This window comes from Bacillus sp. NS1 (assembly GCF_058248265.1).
In genome coordinates this window covers 1-15,692 of sequence record NZ_JBZAZF010000011.1, presented here as the reverse complement: position 1 = coordinate 15,692, position 15,692 = coordinate 1, and the positions used below count along the sequence as shown (strand labels likewise).

Here is a 15,692-nt window from a genome sequence, read left to right as displayed (position 1 = left end):
ATCCATCGCTTTGCCCGGCTGACTGGATCTTCGATCATGTAGGACGGCTGAGTCATTTTTTCCAATTCGGCTTCCATGCGGTTAAATTCTGCGATGTATCTTTCTTTGAAAGTCGCTGCCTTTGCGCCTGTATATCCAAAAACTAAAAATGTGAGTCCATCACGTTTGATTAGATATTTTTTATAAGTGCGGTTTTTATTGTCCTGATATTCAACCTCCGCAAAATTGTGGAGATTAAATTCTTTGCTAGAATCAAGGTTTCTGATGTCACGCAAAACCGTGTCATGACGTTTTCCGAAGACTTCTGCGACAGTAAGACTATCTGTTACAACTTGGTTGCCTTCAATAAAAACGAGTTGATTCACGCTGTTGCCTCCTTGTGAAAATACTTTGTATTCTCTTCAATCCAACGGGTGTTTCGTTCGATCCATTTGATAAGTAAATGTTTCGGTATTTTCTTACCAACCTCATTGTTAACCGGAAAATCTGGTCGAGCCATTAGCTCAGACATCTTGGTTGGGCCGCACCGTAGAACTTTCATAGCTTCTTCCCTTGTAAGAACAGGAGGGAGTTCATTCAGTGAGTCAAGACGTTCAACAAGCATTTCAATTGCTCTGTCTGCAATCTTTGCAGCAATCTGATCTATGAATTGTTCGTCGTACTGCATAGTGAACATATCCTTTTACCTCCTATGCTGTCGTTTTACTCTTTTCGTGTAACTTTTCAACAAAAAAAAGTTCGTTTACATCGCCATCAAGGAGCTCAGAAATTTGTTGGGCTTTCTCAAGGCTTGGTTTTGTACGGCCCATTTCTATATTGGCGTAGCCGCTAGCATATCTATAACCAAGTTGTTTCGCCATGTAAGTCTGAGTTTTTCCTTGAGCGAGTCTTGTATCTCGAAGTTTTCTAAGCATTATCGTTCCACCACCTTACCCTCTATGTGTAACATTTGTTGATATCATCATAATATACACATGATGGGTAAGTCAATATATTTTTATTCTTTTTGTGTAACTATTTATTTACCGTGTGTAAAACGTGTTAAAATTTACACAGCAAATGAAAAAAGGTGTATAAATATGGATAATATAACAGGGAAAGTCTTAACTGAATTAAGAGAAAAAAAGGGTTGGAGCAAATCTCTAGTTGCAAAGAAATTAGGTCTGAAAACCATGTCAACTTATGCAAACTGGGAATACGGTTTGCGGAAGCCTGATGGTGAAATGCTTGTGAAAATCGCCAATTTATATGGCGTAACTACTGATTATATTCTTACAGGCAAAAAACCTAACAACTTTAACAGTGACTTATTCGAAGATCCTGATTTACAAATCGCCTTTAAAGATGCATCTGATTTTTCAGAAGAAGCACGAAGACAAGCTATTGATTTTATTAAGTACTTGAAAGAGAAAGAAAAGGGTCGTAAAGCCCAAAATACGGAGAATGATTAACATTCTTTTAAGCAAAAGTATTGCAATTTTTTGTTTGTAACAGAAACAAAAAATAATGATATACCGTGGTATCCGGTCTATTATTTCTTAATGTTTATTATGTTTAAATTCTGTTTACTAATAAGATCGGAACTCTCATCCGAACTGGATCAGAACTCTCTTCCGGAAAGATAAATTTCACAAGCTGTTAAACCCTTACGTATCAAGGGTTTCAGCGTCTCTTCTCATCCGGATTCGCTTCTGAAATGGATCGGGATTCTCTTCCGGAAAAATTGAAGGTTTTTAAAACGAGGATAGCTCGTTTTAAATAAAAGAAATTCAATATAAAAAGGGGAAATTGGCTTGAAAAAACTAGTTGTCTTATTAACTGCTCTATCAGTTTCTTTTTCTTTGGCTGCCTGTAGTTCGGATCAATCAAGTAATGCAGACACGCAATCAAAAGAAAATACTGTTGAAAAAAACACAGAAAAAGAAAAAACAAAAAAAACAACCTATGATTCAAAAGAACAAGAAGAATTTGTGAAAACTATGAAATCAGATACTGATTTTAATACTTACGTGAACAAATATTACAATTTACCAAGCGATGTTCGTACCTCGACTTACGATAAATTTATTTATAAAAAAGAGGTCATTTGGTCGGGAACAGTTGCAGATTCCCTATCCGATTCTGTTATTGTCTATGGTGGCAAAGACGGTTATAACGGAGAAGATTGGTCCACTTTAAGTAGTACGAAAGCTGATTTACTACCATATGTTTTCGTTGCTGAGTTGAAAGATAAAACTCAGTTAGCAACCATAAAAAAGGGGCAAACTGTTAAAGTCAAAGGCGAAATTGGTTCGCGTGGTGATAAAGAAAGCAATTTCAATTGGAAACTTTACGAAGCAGAAATTGTTAAATAAAGAGAGGCCCTTGAGGGCTTTTCTTTCACACTAAAAACAGAACATACATTCCCGTCAGGTGGTGTTATTATGACAATTCAGTTATCTCATCTAGAGGAAGAAGTAAAGAAAATTTATACAAAATTGAATATGTTTACTCCTGAAGAGATTGACATGGAACGTATTGCAGCTGCTTTTCAGATTTTTATACACTACGAAAAAAAAGGCAGCAGCATGTTTTGTATAAATGGTCTTTACAGCATGGTTTTGGATTCAAGAACTTCTCGTCAGCAGCAATGGGAGGATTTTGTGCATGAACTCGGGCACGTGATTAAGCATTGCGGAAACCAATTTAATATGAATCGCATGTTCCGACAGTTGCAAGAATACCAGGCTAATAGCTTTATGTATCATTTCTGTGTGCCAACATTCATGCTTGAAAAAATTTCGTTGCCGCACATGCAGTCGGAGGCTATAAAGTTAATTGGGGATACCTTTAACGTAACGTATCCTTTTGCTGCAAAACGGCTGGAAATGTACAGAAGGAAAAAGTTTTCATTCATGATGTATAAAGAACTCTATAAAACTATTCAATAAAAATGGGGTGAGTAAATTGTACTTTGAGGAATTAGTAAAGGGAAAGAAGTGGCTCGCTGTCGGTGACGGTCCAAGAGATCCAGTCACCGGTAAACGCAAACAAATAGCTAGAAGAGGAAAGACTAAAAAAGAGGCTGAAAAAAGAGTCCTTGATGCTATAGCCGCTCTTGTAGAAGATGGCATAGATGAGTCTGTCGTGAAAAAGATGACATTCGAAAAGCTGGCTGCTGATTGGATTCGTGATTACGCTCTTACCACTGGCAATAAGAAAGGCACCATTAGGATTAGAACCAAAGAAATTAAAATTCTCAACCGATATATTGCCAAAACAAACATTGCAAATATCACAACAAGAAAGTACCAAAAAATATTAAATGATCTTACGGAACAAGGGTATGCTCGAAATACAATAAGTGGGGTCCATACTACAGCAGGGCTGATTTTTAAATATGCCATACAACAAAAGCTATTGAAACATAGCCCAACTGAAGGTGCAGTCGTTCCGAAAAAACGATTGACTGTAGAAGATATCGAAAATAACCCGATTGAAGAAAAGTATTTTGAAAAAGAGGAACTCGAAGAATTTCTTTTGACTGTGAAGGAATTTGGATTAGACATGGATCTTGAAAGATTTTATTTACTTGCTTTTTCCGGAATGCGGTCAGGTGAATTATGTGCCCTAAAATGGACCGATATCAATTTTGAAACCAATGAAATCCGCATAACCAAAACCGTATACTCAGAAAATAACAACATGAAAGAGTATGAATTGGTCCCACCTAAAACAGCCGGCTCAGTCCGTACAATCGAAGTGGAAGATCAGATCATGGACATGCTAAAGGATTATCAAATGCGACAGAAAAAAAGAAGGCTTCAGTCCCGCATAAAGCCAGAGGAATACCATGATGGAAATTTTGTTTTTGCAAGGGAAAATGGATATCCATTCCTGCCTAAAAATATCATTGTGCGTATGGAAAGGTTACTCGAGAAAACATCTATTAAGAAGCATGCAACACCCCATATTTTCAGACACACACATATCAGCATGTTGACCGAAGCCCGTGTAGATATTACAACGATCATGAAAAGAGTTGGTCATGATGATATGAAAACTACAATGAGAATTTACACACACGTTACTGAAAAAATGAAAGAGGATGCTTCGCAAAAAGTCCAGAAGACTTTCGGAAACATCCTCAATATCGGGATTTCATGAAGAAATGTTATCAAAATGTTATTTTTTTGAGCATTTCAGATGAAATCAACGGTCAAACCCTTGGTATATCAAGGGTTTTCGTCGTTTGATTACATCATGCCGCCCATACCGCCCATGCCGCCCATGTCAGGCATTCCTGCGCCGCCAGCGTTTTCTTCTGGCTTGTCAGCGACAACGGCTTCTGTTGTTAAGAACATTGCAGCTACAGACGCAGCGTTTTGAAGAGCTGAGCGAGTTACTTTAGTTGGGTCAACGATACCTTTTTCGATCATGTTTACCCATTCGCCAGTTGCAGCGTTGAAGCCTACGCCGATTTCTTCGTTTTTGAGGCGTTCAACGATGACAGATCCTTCAAGACCAGCGTTGTGTGCGATTTGACGGATTGGCTCTTCAAGCGCGCGAAGCACGATGTTGATACCTGTTTGAGCATCGCCTTCTGCTTCAACTGCAGCGACTTTGTTATATACGTTGACAAGCGCTGTACCACCGCCGGATACGATGCCTTCTTCAACAGCTGCGCGAGTTGAGTTGAGGGCGTCTTCGATGCGAAGTTTACGCTCTTTCAGCTCAGTTTCAGTCGCAGCGCCGACTTTGATGACAGCTACGCCGCCAGCAAGTTTCGCAAGACGCTCTTGTAATTTTTCTCTGTCGAATTCAGAAGTTGTTTCTTCCACTTGAGCGCGGATTTGAGTTACGCGGGCAGAAATTTTGTCTGTTTCGCCAGCGCCTTCAACGATTGTTGTGTTTTCTTTTGTAACGACAACTTTAGAAGCGCGTCCCAATTGTGTGATTTGAGTAGATTTCAGGTCAAGGCCAAGATCTTCTGTGATGACTTCTCCGCCAGTAAGGACAGCGATGTCTTCAAGCATTGCTTTACGGCGGTCACCGAAGCCAGGAGCTTTAACAGCAACTGCGTTGAATGTGCCGCGAAGTTTGTTCACAACAAGTGTTGCAAGTGCTTCGCCTTCAACATCCTCAGCGATCAGAAGCAATGGTTTGCCTTGCTGAACAACCTGCTCAAGCACTGGAAGGATTTCTTGAATGTTTGTGATTTTTTTGTCTGTGATTAAGATGTAAGGATTGTCAAGAACCGCTTCCATCTTATCAGAGTCAGTTACCATGTAAGGAGACGCATATCCGCGGTCGAATTGCATACCTTCCACAACTTCAAGCTCAGTTGTGAAGCCTTTAGACTCTTCGATTGTGATAACGCCGTCGTTTCCTACACGCTCCATTGCTTCAGCGATAAGGCTTCCGACTTCCTCATCAGCAGCAGAGATCGCAGCAACCTGAGCGATAGACTCTTTGCCTTCGATCGGCTTAGAAATTTCTTTTAGGTTTTCGATCGCAACTGCTACAGCTTTTTCCATACCTTTACGCACGCCTACAGGGTTAGCGCCTGCTGTTACGTTTTTAAGGCCTTCACGGATCATAGCTTGCGCAAGAACTGTCGCAGTTGTTGTACCGTCACCGGCAACGTCGTTTGTTTTGCTGGCTACTTCAGCAACAAGCTTAGCACCCATGTTTTCAAACGCGTCTTCAAGTTCGATTTCTTTAGCGATTGTTACACCGTCATTTGTGATTAACGGAGAACCGAATTTTTTCTCTAGAACCACGTTGCGTCCTTTTGGTCCTAAAGTTACTTTTACAGCATCAGCAAGTGCATCGACACCGCGAAGCATTGCGCGGCGAGCTTCTTCACTAAACTTAATTTCTTTTGCCATGTTTACAAGACCTCCTCAAATGTTTTAAGTATTGTTTATTTAAGAATTAGCCGATAACAGCTAAAATGTCGCTTTCACGTAAGATTAAGTATTCAGTACCTTCGTATTTCACTTCAGTACCTGCGTATTTTGAGAAGATAATGCGGTCGCCCTCTTTCACTTCTAAAGCAACGCGCTCTCCGCTTTCTAACACGCGACCTGAACCAGCTGCCACGATTTTGCCTTCTTGCGGTTTTTCTTTTGCAGAATCCGGCAACACAATTCCGCTGGCAGTTTTTTCTTCAGATTCTACGAGTTCAATGACAACGCGATCACCTAATGGCTTTAACAATGTAATAACCTCCTCAATAGTATGAATATGTAATTTTAGCACTCAGCACTAAAGAGTGCTAACACAATTCTTATAATAAAGAATCTCCCTTCCAATTTCAAGTGATAAGATAAAAAATTTTTCACGCTTACATGATTCTTTTCAGCTCCCTTATCCCTTTGTTTTTTCACCCCTGTTCCGATTATGTTACAATAGCTGTAGATGAACGAAACCCATTTAACAAAGGAGTACATACCATTTGAGAAAACAGTATTGGTTTATTATTTTGACATATATCATCATGCAGTTTTCCGCATTAATCGGGATTCCCTTGTTATTTAGATTCGGTTATGCCGGAGGACAGCCTACCAATGAGAATATGCTGCACGCACAAGGATTATGGTCCGTTATCAGTTTTATTGCCTGTCTCGTAGTCGTTCTGCTCATTCTGCGAACTGTTCCGAAAACAACGCTGCGAAATGGCCGGAAAGACTCTGTCGGACTTTCTATCCTTTGGGCGATAGCCGGTTTTTTCATTGCCCTTTTCTCTCAAGGATTAGCAGGCTCTATTGAATATTATGTATTCGGCATCGGAAGAGAATCAGAAAATACACAAGCTATTCTGGATGTCATTCAGGCAGTCCCGCTCATGATTATGGTTTCTTCTATCGTCGGGCCTATATTAGAAGAAATCATCTTCAGAAAAATCATTTTCGGCGCACTGTACGAAAAAACAAATTTCTTCTTTGCCGGACTGATCAGCTCAGTTATTTTCGGTATTGTTCACGCTGATTTGAAGCATCTTCTTCTTTATACAGCAATGGGCTTTACCTTTGCCTTCTTGTATGCGAGAACAAAACGGATATGGGTGCCGATTTTCGCCCATGTCATGATGAATACATTTGTCGTCATCATGCAGCTTGAGCCTGTTCAGAAGTACCTTGAACAGCAGAGCACACAAATGCAATTGATTATTGGAGGATTATTTTTATGAGAAACCCGGTAGTTTGGGGAATGATCTATTTTGCCGTAGGGTGCATCTTTACTTATCTTGCCGCAAGCTCGCCAGGCAGCATGTGGTCATTTTACTCCATCCTGCTGATGGTGTTCGCCGCTTACAACATCAGCATTTCTTTTAAGATGTTCGCCTTTTCATTTAAAATCAAAAAGAACCAGAAATAAAGAAAATCCATTTCTCTCATGAGAAATGGATTTTTTATGATTGCCCGGAAGACACGTCCTGATCGGCAGCACTGCTTTTCTGCGCTTTCCGATAGGCGGCCTTCGATATAAGTATACTGATTTCATATAAAATCAACAGCGGAACAGTGACCATCATATGAGACAAAAGCTCAGGCGGAGTAATCAGGGCAGCGATTACCAGCAGCGTAAAATACGCATACTTTCTGATTTTCGCTAAGAACATCGGTGTCACAATTCCAAGCCTGGTCAAAAACATGAGGATGACTGGCATTTGGAACAACAGTCCAAACGGAATCGTCAGCTGCAGAAGAAAATGAAAATACTCATTAATTCCAATTACCTGATTGACATTCAAGTCCTGAGAGATCCGCTTCATAAAATCAACAACAAAAGGAAATAAAATATAATATGAAAAAGATAAGCCCGCTAAAAAAAGCAATATAGAGATCGGAATGTAGCTGAGCGTTACTTTGCGCTCTTTCTCATAGAGACCTGGGCTCACAAAAGCCCAAATCTGATAAAGAATAATCGGTGAGGTCAGGACAATCCCGATGATAAACGCAAACTGCATAAACACGAAAAGCGGGTCTGTCAGATTAAACGCATTAAGCGTAAGCTCCTTCGCTTCATCCGTTTTTTGCAGATAAACAATCATAGGCTTCGCTAAAAAAAATCCTGCGATAAAGAAAACGACAAATGCCAGCGCCACAACCAGCAATCGTTTTCGAAGCTCAGCAATATGCTCCAGCAGCGACATTTGATTCACTTTCATTCGTGTCATCCTAACTTACTGATCTTCTTTCTTTTTTTCCTCGTCATCACTCGTTAATCCTTTAGTAGCATTTTTGAATTCACGAAGTGTGTCTCCCGCAGCTTTCCCCAACTCAGGCAGCTTTTTGGGACCGAAGATGATCAGAGCAACGATTGCGATAACAGCAAGGCTTCCAGGACCGATCGGCATATGTGGGCTCCTCCTTTCCCTCTATTCGATTTCCTCTAAAACTGAATAATGCTTCAAGAAATAAACCAGTGACTGAAGCTCTACAGCTAAATCTATATGATGAATTCGAATGTGTTCCGGCACATTCAAACGGGCCGGCGTAAAATTAAGAATTCCCTTGATTCCTAACGCGACCAATCTGTCTGTAATGGATTGAGCGGCAACTGCTGGCACTGTAAGAATGGCAACTGATTCATTTTTTACGTGTTGTTCAAGGTCATCAAGGTTATAGACAGGCACGCCGCCTACCTCAGTTCCTATTTTACTCTCATTTATATCAAAAGCCATAGAAATTTTTGTGTTATTATTTTTTGTGAAATTATAGTGAAGAAATGCCGTTCCCAAGTTCCCGACACCAATCAAGATAACGTCTGTCATCTCATCCTGATCAAGCGTTTTTCGGAAAAATGACAGTAAATAATCGACATTATATCCATATCCTTTTTTGCCAAGAGCTCCAAAATAGGAAAAATCCCTGCGAATCGTGGCAGAATCAACCTTTACGGCATCACTGAGTTCAGCGGATGAGACACGCTGTTTTCCTGACGCATGCAGATTCTTTAAAAAGCGATAGTAAAGCGGCAGCCGTTTTGCCGTCGCCTGCGGAATTTTTGATTGATCCTTATTCATTTTTGGTCCTCCAAATTATACTCGGATAGTTCTCTTTTAAAGTCACCGTTTTTCCCGCCTGTCTTCTCCAGCAAGAAAGTAGGGCCGATGACCATCCCCTTATCAAGGGCCTTGCACATATCGTAAACGGTAAGAGCACACACCGATGCAGAAGTGAGCGCTTCCATTTCCACACCTGTACTCCCTTTCGTTTTGACCTGTGCTTTTATATGAAGTATAACTTCTGCTTCTTTTATTTTCCAGTCAAACGATATATCTACCCCGCTCAGTGAAAGCGGATGGCACATCGGAATGATATTCGACGTTTGCTTTGCGGCCATAATGCCTGCAACCTGCGCAACAGCCAGTACATCTCCTTTGCCGATATCATGACTTTGTATTTTCTCGTACACTTCATTCTTCATGTGTACGCTTGAAACGGCCGCCGCAGTACGGACAGACGAAGATTTTTCGCTGATGTCTACCATCTGGGCTCTGCCCTGTTCATTAAAATGAGAAAATTCATTCATATTAAAACTCTCCTTAAACAGATCATACACTATTTTCTTCTCTATGTCTTATTCGGCCAATGTATTGTTTGCTGACTTCTGGTTCATAAGCTACACTTAACTTATTATAGCAGAGGTGAAATAATATGATGATCTTACAAGTTAATCAGCTGTCCAAATCATTTGGTGCTGATACTATTTTAAACAATATAAAGCTGGAAGTCAGAAATCGTGATCGCATCGCCATTGTTGGAAGAAATGGCGCGGGAAAATCCACGCTGCTTAAAATTATCGCAGGCCAGCTTTCGTATGAAAAGGGCGAAGTTATTAAACCGAAAGATATTACAATGGGATATCTTGCCCAGCATACGGGCTTGGATTCTAAGCTTACCATAAAAGAAGAGCTGCTGACTGTTTTTGACCACTTAAAAGAAATGGAAAAGGAAATGCGGGCTATCGAAGAAAAAATGGCGGCAGCTGATCCCGGTGAATTGGAAAGCATCATGAAAACCTATGACCGGCTTCAGCAGGAATTCAAAGATAAAGGCGGCTATCAATATGAAGCGGATGTCAGATCTGTGCTTCATGGACTCGGCTTCAGCCATTTTGACGATTCAACACAGGTGCAAAGCCTCAGCGGGGGCCAGAAAACAAGGCTGGCCCTCGGTAAGCTTCTGTTAACACAGCCTGATTTGCTCATTCTCGATGAGCCGACAAACCATCTGGATATTGATACACTAACCTGGCTTGAACATTATTTGCAAGGCTATTCAGGCGCCATTCTGATCGTTTCGCATGACCGCTATTTTTTGGACAAAGTCGTAAACCAAGTATACGAGGTATCAAGAGCTGAAAGCAAAAAATATCACGGCAACTACAGCGCTTATCTCGACCAAAAAGCCGCGCAATATGAAAAAGATCTTAAAGTGTATGAAAAGCAGCAGGATGAAATCGCAAAGCTTCAGGACTTCGTAGACCGAAATCTGGCGCGTGCTTCTACTACAAAAAGAGCACAAAGCCGCCGAAAGCAGCTTGAGCGAATGGAAGTCATGTCAAAACCGCTCGGCGATGAAAAATCTGCAAACTTTCATTTTGATATTACAAAACAGAGCGGAAATGAAGTCCTGCGCGTTCAGGATCTCACAATCAGCTATGAAAACCAGCCGCCGCTTTTAACAGAAGTGTCGTTCATGCTCACAAGAGGAGAAAGCGCCGCGCTTGTTGGCCCTAACGGAATCGGTAAATCGACATTGCTGAAAACATTAATCGACACCCTTAAGCCAGATCAAGGAACGATCTCATACGGCTCGAATGTCAGTGTCGGCTACTATGATCAGGAGCAGGCTGAGCTGACTTCCTCTAAACGTGTCCTTGATGAGCTGTGGGATGAGTACCCCGGTCTTCCGGAGAAAGAAATCCGAACTTGTCTCGGCAATTTCTTATTCTCCGGAGATGATGTACTGAAACCCGTTCATTCACTGAGCGGGGGTGAAAAAGCAAGGTTGGCTCTTGCTAAGCTGATGCTTCAAAAAGCTAATTTTCTCATTCTTGATGAACCGACGAACCACTTGGACTTAGACAGTAAAGAAGTTCTCGAAAACGCGCTGATTGATTTTCCAGGTACACTGTTATTTGTCTCACATGACAGATATTTTATTAACAGAATCGCTACTAGAGTATTGGAGCTTTCTTCAAATCATATCGAAGAGTATCTGGGAGATTACGATTATTATACGGAGAAAAAAACAGAGCAGCTTGAACTGGAGAAAATGAATCAGCAAGAGGAAACCGAAAAAACGCCCGCTGCGGCAAAGTCTGACTCCAAACGTTCCTACGAGGAAGAAAAAGAATGGAAAAAGAAAGAGCGCCAACGGCTCCGGAGGATTGAAGAAATTGAAACCACTGTTCAAACCATTGAAGAAAACATGAGTCACAATGATGAATTGCTATGTGATCCGGAAGTCTATCAAGACCATGAAAAGGTACAAGCCATCCATGCAGACAACGAGAAACTCAATCAGGAACTAGAATCTCTTTTATCTGAATGGGAAGAACTATCCACAGAAGAAGCTTAAAAAAGTCAAGCACCTCTTTTTAGAGGTGCTTTTTATCCACAGAAAATAACCTTATAAACAAACAAAGTAAGCGCTTTATACACATTATCCACAAAATATTCTGAATTTATCCACTTTATTAACAGTGTCTTCAGCCCTTTATCCATCGATATCATCATAATTACTAACAGATATGTGGATAAATTGAGAATTATCTGTTAATAACAGATGAAAAGCCTCACTCCGTTATGTCGTGAGACTTTGATAAGAAGTCAATTCAAGGCCAGGCTGGCCATTCATATCATATGCACCGCGAATTCCCTTCTCAAAAGCAATTGTTCCAGCCGCAGCGATCATCGCAGCATTATCTGTACATAACGCTAACGGCGGGATGACAAGCGTAATCCCCTCATGCTGGGCAAATTCCTTTTCTAATGCAGCTCTGAGGCCTCTGTTTGCAGCTACTCCTCCGGCTAAAAGGACCTGTTTGACACCATATTCCTTTGCCGCCCGCGCCGTTTTTGTCACCAAGACATCAATTACGCTATTTTGGAAACTGGCAGACAAATCTTCCGGAGCAATCTCTTGTCCTTTTTGAGACGCATTATGAAGCGTATTGATCACCGCAGACTTCAACCCGCTGAAACTGAAATTGTAGGAGCCTTCTTCAAGCCATGCGCGAGGAAGCGGAATATTGTCATTCCCTTTTTCAGCAAGCTTGTCAATTTGCGGTCCACCCGGATATGGCAGTCCCATCGTTCGAGCCACTTTGTCGTAAGCTTCTCCTGCTGCATCATCGAGAGTTTCCCCAATGACTTCAAATGATCCGTGTTCCTTCATATAAACCAATTCTGTATGGCCTCCTGAAACAACCAATGCCAGTGCTGGAAACACGATGTCTTCCACAAGGCGGTTCGCGTATATATGACCGGCTATATGATGGACGCCTACTAACGGAATGTTATGCGCAAAGCTCAATGCTTTAGCAGCGTTCACTCCGATAAGAAGCGCTCCCACCAGTCCTGGACCTTCAGTTACTGCAATCGCATCAATATCACTATACGTCATGCCAGCTTTACGAAAAGCCTCTTCTATGACCAAAGTGATTTGCTCAACATGATGTCTTGATGCAATTTCCGGAACAACGCCTCCGAAGCGCTTATGGCTTTCAATTTGAGAGGCCACTACGTTCGAAATGATTTCTTTCCCGTTTTTTACGATAGCTGCCGCTGTCTCATCACAGCTTGTTTCAATTCCTAATACGTAAATCTCTTTTTGCTCACTCATTTATCGTCACCCACATAATTAACGCATCTTCCCCGTTATCAGTATAATAGTTCTTTCTTATTCCGCCGGGCTGCATCCCGAACTTTCTATATAAGCCTTGAGCAGGATGATTAGAAACCCTCACTTCAAGCGAAAGCCGCCTTGCGTCTTTTTCTTTGCACAGTTCGACCGCTGAGCGAAAAAGTGCTTCTCCTAAAGACTGGCCGCGATACTCCGGTTTTATTGCTATATTTGTAATTTGAGCGTCTTCCATCACAATCCAAATCCCGCAATACCCAGCAACATGGCCATCCTTTTCAATCACGAGATAATGAGCATACGGATTTTCCAGCAGCTCATGATAAAACGACTCCTTTGTCCAAGGAGACGTAAAGGAGGATGTTTCAATTTCGTATACGTGATCAATATCATCAAGCCGCATGTTTCTGACCGCTGCTTTTGTTTTCATCCTATCACCCTACTTTTGACTTTCAATCCATTTCGCTTCAGCTTCTGCCAGCCGCAAGTAATCAGGGACAAGTCCGTGAACATCAGCTGCTTCCTTTTCCGCCCCTAAAAAAGCCAATTCTGAAGGGCGTGGGTTATGCTGAGCAGCAGCTCCAATGAACCCTTTTGTCCCAAGCACATCCTCTATCATCTGCTTGTGAATAGAAGTATCGTGACCTAGAAACAAAACAGGGCGATCCTTTTCTTTTAGCATCTTCAGCCATTCGGCCAGCATCACATTTTGATCAGGAACAACTTGCTCCAAAAGCCCGTTTTTATATTCATAAAGACCTGTATACACCTGTCCACGTCTTGCATCAAAGATAGGACTGATCAGACCGTCGAAATGCCGGCCATTTGCCGCAAGCGCCTCAAGGCTTGATACAGCAGAAATCGGAATGTGTAAAGACCAGGCAAGCGTTTTGGCGAGCGTCACACCTATTCTTACTCCTGTGTATGAACCAGGGCCTTTTGCAACAACAATTTTAGAAAGGTCCTGCGGTGTCATATCACATTCTTTCAGCAATGAATGAACAGCAGGCATCGCTCTAACAGAGTGGTTCTTTTTCAAATATGTAATGTATTCTGCTATGACGGTGTCTTCTCGAAGCAGCGCAATGCCTAACGTGTAATTTGAAGTATCAATTGCTAATATTGTCATGTCCACTTATCTCCTCACAAAGCATTTCATACCGATTTCCAACAGCAGTAAAGGTAATTTCCCGCTCATCATCACCAGCTCTTTTGATGACAATTTGCAATCGCTCCTGCGGAAGCTGCTCTTCAATTAAATGTGCCCATTCCACGAGACAGACACCTTGTCCGTGAAAATATTCATCAAGTCCCAAATCTTCACTTTCGTCTTCCATTCTGTACACATCCATATGATAAAGAGGAAGTGTGCCATCGTGATATTCTTTTATAATTGTAAAAGTCGGACTGTTTACAACACGTGTAATGCCAAGTCCTTCTGCAAAGCCTTTTGTAAAAGTCGTTTTTCCGGCTCCTAAATCGCCCTCTAATGTTAGAACGTCTCCCGGTTTAGCAAACGATGCCGTCAGCTTAGCAATTGCTTTTGTTTCTTCAGGATTTACAGTTCTCCACTTTAATTGCTTCACATGAGTCACCCGTCTTATTTAAAATGATTATATCCTTTTTTCTCTAAGGTCATTGTTGTTTTTTCTGTTTTTAGGATCACGTTGGATTTTGTTCTTTCCCTGACATGGCCAATCTTTGTAATGGGTAGTTGCCGTGTTTTGCACTCCTGCTTCAACACTTCCCATTCCTCCTTTGTAACCGTCCCTGTCAGCTCAAAATCCTCACCGCCAAACAAAGCCCATTCTTTCCAGTTAGGATGAAGCTTAGGCAAATCAGAATGGACTGGAAGCATGCTTTCATCAATTTCAATTGAAACACAGCTGGCTTCTGCAAGTTCATTCAGTTCACTAGCTAATCCGTCACTGATATCATTCAAAGCTGCCCGCTTAAACCCCGAGCATAATCTGCCGACGCTTACTCTTGGCTGAGGCCGTTTATGCTTGTTGATAAAGTAACCCGTTTCAACAGATGAGTTTTGAAGATTGGTTTCTTCAAGCAATAAAGACAATCCTGCTGCAGAAGAACCAACTTCCCCGGTTACAAACACAATATCATTCGGTCTTGCCAAGCTGCGCAAACAGGCCCGTCCCTTTTCTACTTCACCGATCACAGTGACCGTTACAACTAATTTGTCAGAGGTAGAGACTGTGTCGCCGCCAATCAGATCCATATGATATAGTTTCGCCAGTTCATTCATTCCTTCATACATTGCCTTGATTTCAGATTCCGTCCATTTTGAAGGGACCGCAAGTGATACCAAATAAAATTTAGGAATGCCTCCCATCGCGGCAATATCACTTATATTAACGGCTAACGCCTTATACCCGATATCTTCAGGTGAGGAATAGTGTAATTTAAAGTGCACATCTTCTACCATAGTATCAACACAAACAATTTCCTGAACGCCGTGTTTCGCAGTGTAGAGTGCTGCATCATCACCTATTCCTACATCAACGGAAGAATGGTGAATGGTCCGCGGAGTAATGCTATGTATCAAATCAAATTCATCCATGAACCAAAACCTCCTTTCAACCTGCTTATGCCTATATGGCTCTTCCTAGTGTATCGAATTTTGCTGGAATATCCAAGATATTGCCGATATAAAGAAAGCTTGGCTATGATACCAAGCAGAAGATACAGTAAAAGAAAACACAAAAAAAAACGAAAACATGATCGTTTCGTTTACAATAATGGCGGTCCGGACGGGACTCGAACCCGCGACCTCCTGCGTGACAGGCAGGCATTCTAACCAACTGAACTACCGGA

The 15,692-nt window shown here is 41.5% G+C and carries 21 protein-coding genes; 7 read left to right on the top strand and 14 right to left on the bottom strand.

Translation table 11 applies throughout. The features are described from left to right. The 3 genes from AC4CV5_RS20540 to AC4CV5_RS20530 form a co-directional block, all read right to left on the bottom strand. Nucleotides 1-365 (bottom strand): Rha family transcriptional regulator (locus AC4CV5_RS20540; RefSeq protein WP_490923770.1); only part of this gene is annotated, 365 nt, incomplete at its 3' end. Continuing rightward, nucleotides 362-676: a hypothetical protein gene (locus AC4CV5_RS20535; protein WP_490923768.1), complete on the bottom strand. Its 315-nt coding sequence runs from the start codon at nucleotides 674-676 to the stop codon at nucleotides 362-364. The genes AC4CV5_RS20540 and AC4CV5_RS20535, both read right to left, overlap by 4 nt. 13 nt (nucleotides 677-689) lie before the next feature. Next, nucleotides 690-914: a helix-turn-helix transcriptional regulator gene (locus AC4CV5_RS20530; protein WP_411212585.1), complete on the bottom strand. Its 225-nt coding sequence runs from the start codon at nucleotides 912-914 to the stop codon at nucleotides 690-692. A 165-nt stretch (nucleotides 915-1,079) separates the two neighbouring features. Here AC4CV5_RS20530 and AC4CV5_RS20525 point away from each other — a divergent pair, with 165 nt between their 5' ends. The 4 genes from AC4CV5_RS20525 (at nucleotide 1,080) to AC4CV5_RS20510 (ending at nucleotide 4,146) form a co-directional block, all read left to right on the top strand. Further along, nucleotides 1,080-1,451 carry a helix-turn-helix domain-containing protein gene (locus AC4CV5_RS20525; RefSeq protein ID WP_490923766.1) on the top strand — a complete coding sequence of 124 codons (372 nt, stop codon included), beginning with the start codon at nucleotides 1,080-1,082 and terminating at the stop codon, nucleotides 1,449-1,451. Between the two features lie 342 nt (nucleotides 1,452-1,793). After that, nucleotides 1,794-2,354: a TMEM165/GDT1 family protein gene (locus AC4CV5_RS20520; RefSeq protein WP_174229437.1), complete on the top strand. Its 561-nt coding sequence runs from the start codon at nucleotides 1,794-1,796 to the stop codon at nucleotides 2,352-2,354. Between the two features lie 69 nt (nucleotides 2,355-2,423). Further along, nucleotides 2,424-2,930, top strand: a complete 507-nt coding sequence (locus tag AC4CV5_RS20515; protein WP_490923765.1) for an ImmA/IrrE family metallo-endopeptidase — start codon at nucleotides 2,424-2,426, stop codon at nucleotides 2,928-2,930. Between the two features lie 16 nt (nucleotides 2,931-2,946). After that, the gene (locus tag AC4CV5_RS20510) at nucleotides 2,947-4,146 is read left to right on the top strand and encodes a site-specific integrase (protein WP_490923763.1); all 1,200 of its coding nucleotides are present in this window, start codon (nucleotides 2,947-2,949) and stop codon (nucleotides 4,144-4,146) included. Nucleotides 4,147-4,235: 89 nt separating this feature from the next. Here AC4CV5_RS20510 and groL read toward each other — a convergent pair whose 3' ends face one another. Further along, on the bottom strand, nucleotides 4,236-5,870 hold the full coding sequence (gene groL, locus AC4CV5_RS20505) for a chaperonin GroEL (RefSeq protein ID WP_014112882.1): 1,635 nt from the start codon (nucleotides 5,868-5,870) through the stop codon (nucleotides 4,236-4,238). 46 nt (nucleotides 5,871-5,916) lie between these two features. Then, entirely contained in the window at nucleotides 5,917-6,201 is a 285-nt protein-coding gene (gene groES, locus AC4CV5_RS20500) for a co-chaperone GroES (RefSeq protein ID WP_003155970.1), read from the bottom strand. A gap of 238 nt (nucleotides 6,202-6,439) precedes the next feature. Between groES and AC4CV5_RS20495 the strand changes: the two genes are divergently transcribed. After that, complete coding sequence (locus AC4CV5_RS20495; protein WP_326222540.1) at nucleotides 6,440-7,174, top strand: CPBP family intramembrane glutamic endopeptidase; 735 nt, start codon at nucleotides 6,440-6,442, stop codon at nucleotides 7,172-7,174. Next, nucleotides 7,171-7,362, top strand: a complete 192-nt coding sequence (locus AC4CV5_RS20490) for a YdiK family protein (protein ID WP_003225680.1) — start codon at nucleotides 7,171-7,173, stop codon at nucleotides 7,360-7,362. The genes AC4CV5_RS20495 and AC4CV5_RS20490 overlap by 4 nt, the downstream gene beginning before the upstream one ends. A gap of 34 nt (nucleotides 7,363-7,396) precedes the next feature. Here AC4CV5_RS20490 and tatC read toward each other — a convergent pair whose 3' ends face one another. The 4 genes from tatC to moaC are packed head-to-tail and all read right to left on the bottom strand — an operon-like array spanning nucleotide 7,397 to nucleotide 9,522. After that, entirely contained in the window at nucleotides 7,397-8,164 is a 768-nt protein-coding gene (tatC, locus tag AC4CV5_RS20485) for a twin-arginine translocase subunit TatC (protein WP_166854104.1), read from the bottom strand. A 6-nt stretch (nucleotides 8,165-8,170) separates the two neighbouring features. Further along, entirely contained in the window at nucleotides 8,171-8,344 is a 174-nt protein-coding gene (gene tatAY / locus AC4CV5_RS20480; RefSeq protein WP_003225684.1) for a sec-independent protein translocase protein TatAY, read from the bottom strand. 21 nt (nucleotides 8,345-8,365) lie between these two features. Further along, nucleotides 8,366-9,013 carry a redox-sensing transcriptional repressor Rex gene (locus AC4CV5_RS20475; RefSeq protein ID WP_003225686.1) on the bottom strand — a complete coding sequence of 216 codons (648 nt, stop codon included), beginning with the start codon at nucleotides 9,011-9,013 and terminating at the stop codon, nucleotides 8,366-8,368. Further along, nucleotides 9,010-9,522, bottom strand: coding sequence for a cyclic pyranopterin monophosphate synthase MoaC (gene moaC / locus AC4CV5_RS20470; protein ID WP_490923759.1), 513 nt, complete (start codon nucleotides 9,520-9,522; stop codon nucleotides 9,010-9,012). The genes AC4CV5_RS20475 and moaC overlap by 4 nt, the downstream gene beginning before the upstream one ends. Nucleotides 9,523-9,647: 125 nt before the next feature. On the opposite strand from moaC, the gene AC4CV5_RS20465 reads away from it, so the two are divergent. Next, complete coding sequence (locus AC4CV5_RS20465) at nucleotides 9,648-11,576, top strand: ABC-F family ATP-binding cassette domain-containing protein (RefSeq protein ID WP_490923757.1); 1,929 nt, start codon at nucleotides 9,648-9,650, stop codon at nucleotides 11,574-11,576. 225 nt (nucleotides 11,577-11,801) lie between these two features. Here AC4CV5_RS20465 and tsaD read toward each other — a convergent pair whose 3' ends face one another. Genes tsaD through thiL form a run of 5 tightly spaced genes read right to left on the bottom strand, consistent with a single transcriptional unit; the run spans nucleotide 11,802 to nucleotide 15,438 of the window. Then, nucleotides 11,802-12,842, bottom strand: coding sequence for a tRNA (adenosine(37)-N6)-threonylcarbamoyltransferase complex transferase subunit TsaD (tsaD, locus tag AC4CV5_RS20460; protein WP_166854107.1), 1,041 nt, complete (start codon nucleotides 12,840-12,842; stop codon nucleotides 11,802-11,804). Next, complete coding sequence (gene rimI, locus AC4CV5_RS20455) at nucleotides 12,835-13,290, bottom strand: ribosomal protein S18-alanine N-acetyltransferase (protein WP_490923755.1); 456 nt, start codon at nucleotides 13,288-13,290, stop codon at nucleotides 12,835-12,837. Before rimI ends, tsaD begins: the two co-directional genes overlap by 8 nt. A gap of 9 nt (nucleotides 13,291-13,299) precedes the next feature. Continuing rightward, nucleotides 13,300-13,989 carry a tRNA (adenosine(37)-N6)-threonylcarbamoyltransferase complex dimerization subunit type 1 TsaB gene (tsaB, locus tag AC4CV5_RS20450; protein ID WP_166854109.1) on the bottom strand — a complete coding sequence of 230 codons (690 nt, stop codon included), beginning with the start codon at nucleotides 13,987-13,989 and terminating at the stop codon, nucleotides 13,300-13,302. Beyond that, complete coding sequence (gene tsaE, locus AC4CV5_RS20445) at nucleotides 13,970-14,446, bottom strand: tRNA (adenosine(37)-N6)-threonylcarbamoyltransferase complex ATPase subunit type 1 TsaE (protein ID WP_166854110.1); 477 nt, start codon at nucleotides 14,444-14,446, stop codon at nucleotides 13,970-13,972. The genes tsaB and tsaE overlap by 20 nt, the downstream gene beginning before the upstream one ends. A 14-nt stretch (nucleotides 14,447-14,460) precedes the next feature. Next, nucleotides 14,461-15,438, bottom strand: a complete 978-nt coding sequence (gene thiL / locus AC4CV5_RS20440; RefSeq protein WP_490923754.1) for a thiamine-phosphate kinase — start codon at nucleotides 15,436-15,438, stop codon at nucleotides 14,461-14,463. Nucleotides 15,439-15,692 lie beyond the last annotated feature (254 nt).

Excerpts from the sequence above, each read along its gene's own strand:
- AC4CV5_RS20535 (WP_490923768.1), bottom strand. The coding sequence starts at position 676 with ATGTTCACTATGCAGTACGACGAACAATTCATAGATCAGATTGCTGCA.
- AC4CV5_RS20530 (WP_411212585.1), bottom strand. The coding sequence starts at position 914 with ATGCTTAGAAAACTTCGAGATACAAGACTCGCTCAAGGAAAAACTCAG.
- AC4CV5_RS20525 (WP_490923766.1), top strand. The coding sequence starts at position 1,080 with ATGGATAATATAACAGGGAAAGTCTTAACTGAATTAAGAGAAAAAAAG.
- AC4CV5_RS20515 (WP_490923765.1), top strand. The coding sequence starts at position 2,424 with ATGACAATTCAGTTATCTCATCTAGAGGAAGAAGTAAAGAAAATTTAT.
- groL (WP_014112882.1), bottom strand. The coding sequence starts at position 5,870 with ATGGCAAAAGAAATTAAGTTTAGTGAAGAAGCTCGCCGCGCAATGCTT.
- AC4CV5_RS20490 (WP_003225680.1), top strand. The coding sequence starts at position 7,171 with ATGAGAAACCCGGTAGTTTGGGGAATGATCTATTTTGCCGTAGGGTGC.
- tatC (WP_166854104.1), bottom strand. The coding sequence starts at position 8,164 with ATGACACGAATGAAAGTGAATCAAATGTCGCTGCTGGAGCATATTGCT.
- tatAY (WP_003225684.1), bottom strand. The coding sequence starts at position 8,344 with ATGCCGATCGGTCCTGGAAGCCTTGCTGTTATCGCAATCGTTGCTCTG.
- AC4CV5_RS20475 (WP_003225686.1), bottom strand. The coding sequence starts at position 9,013 with ATGAATAAGGATCAATCAAAAATTCCGCAGGCGACGGCAAAACGGCTG.
- moaC (WP_490923759.1), bottom strand. The coding sequence starts at position 9,522 with ATGAATGAATTTTCTCATTTTAATGAACAGGGCAGAGCCCAGATGGTA.
- AC4CV5_RS20465 (WP_490923757.1), top strand. The coding sequence starts at position 9,648 with ATGATGATCTTACAAGTTAATCAGCTGTCCAAATCATTTGGTGCTGAT.
- tsaD (WP_166854107.1), bottom strand. The coding sequence starts at position 12,842 with ATGAGTGAGCAAAAAGAGATTTACGTATTAGGAATTGAAACAAGCTGT.
- rimI (WP_490923755.1), bottom strand. The coding sequence starts at position 13,290 with ATGAAAACAAAAGCAGCGGTCAGAAACATGCGGCTTGATGATATTGAT.
- tsaB (WP_166854109.1), bottom strand. The coding sequence starts at position 13,989 with ATGACAATATTAGCAATTGATACTTCAAATTACACGTTAGGCATTGCG.
- thiL (WP_490923754.1), bottom strand. The coding sequence starts at position 15,438 with ATGGATGAATTTGATTTGATACATAGCATTACTCCGCGGACCATTCAC.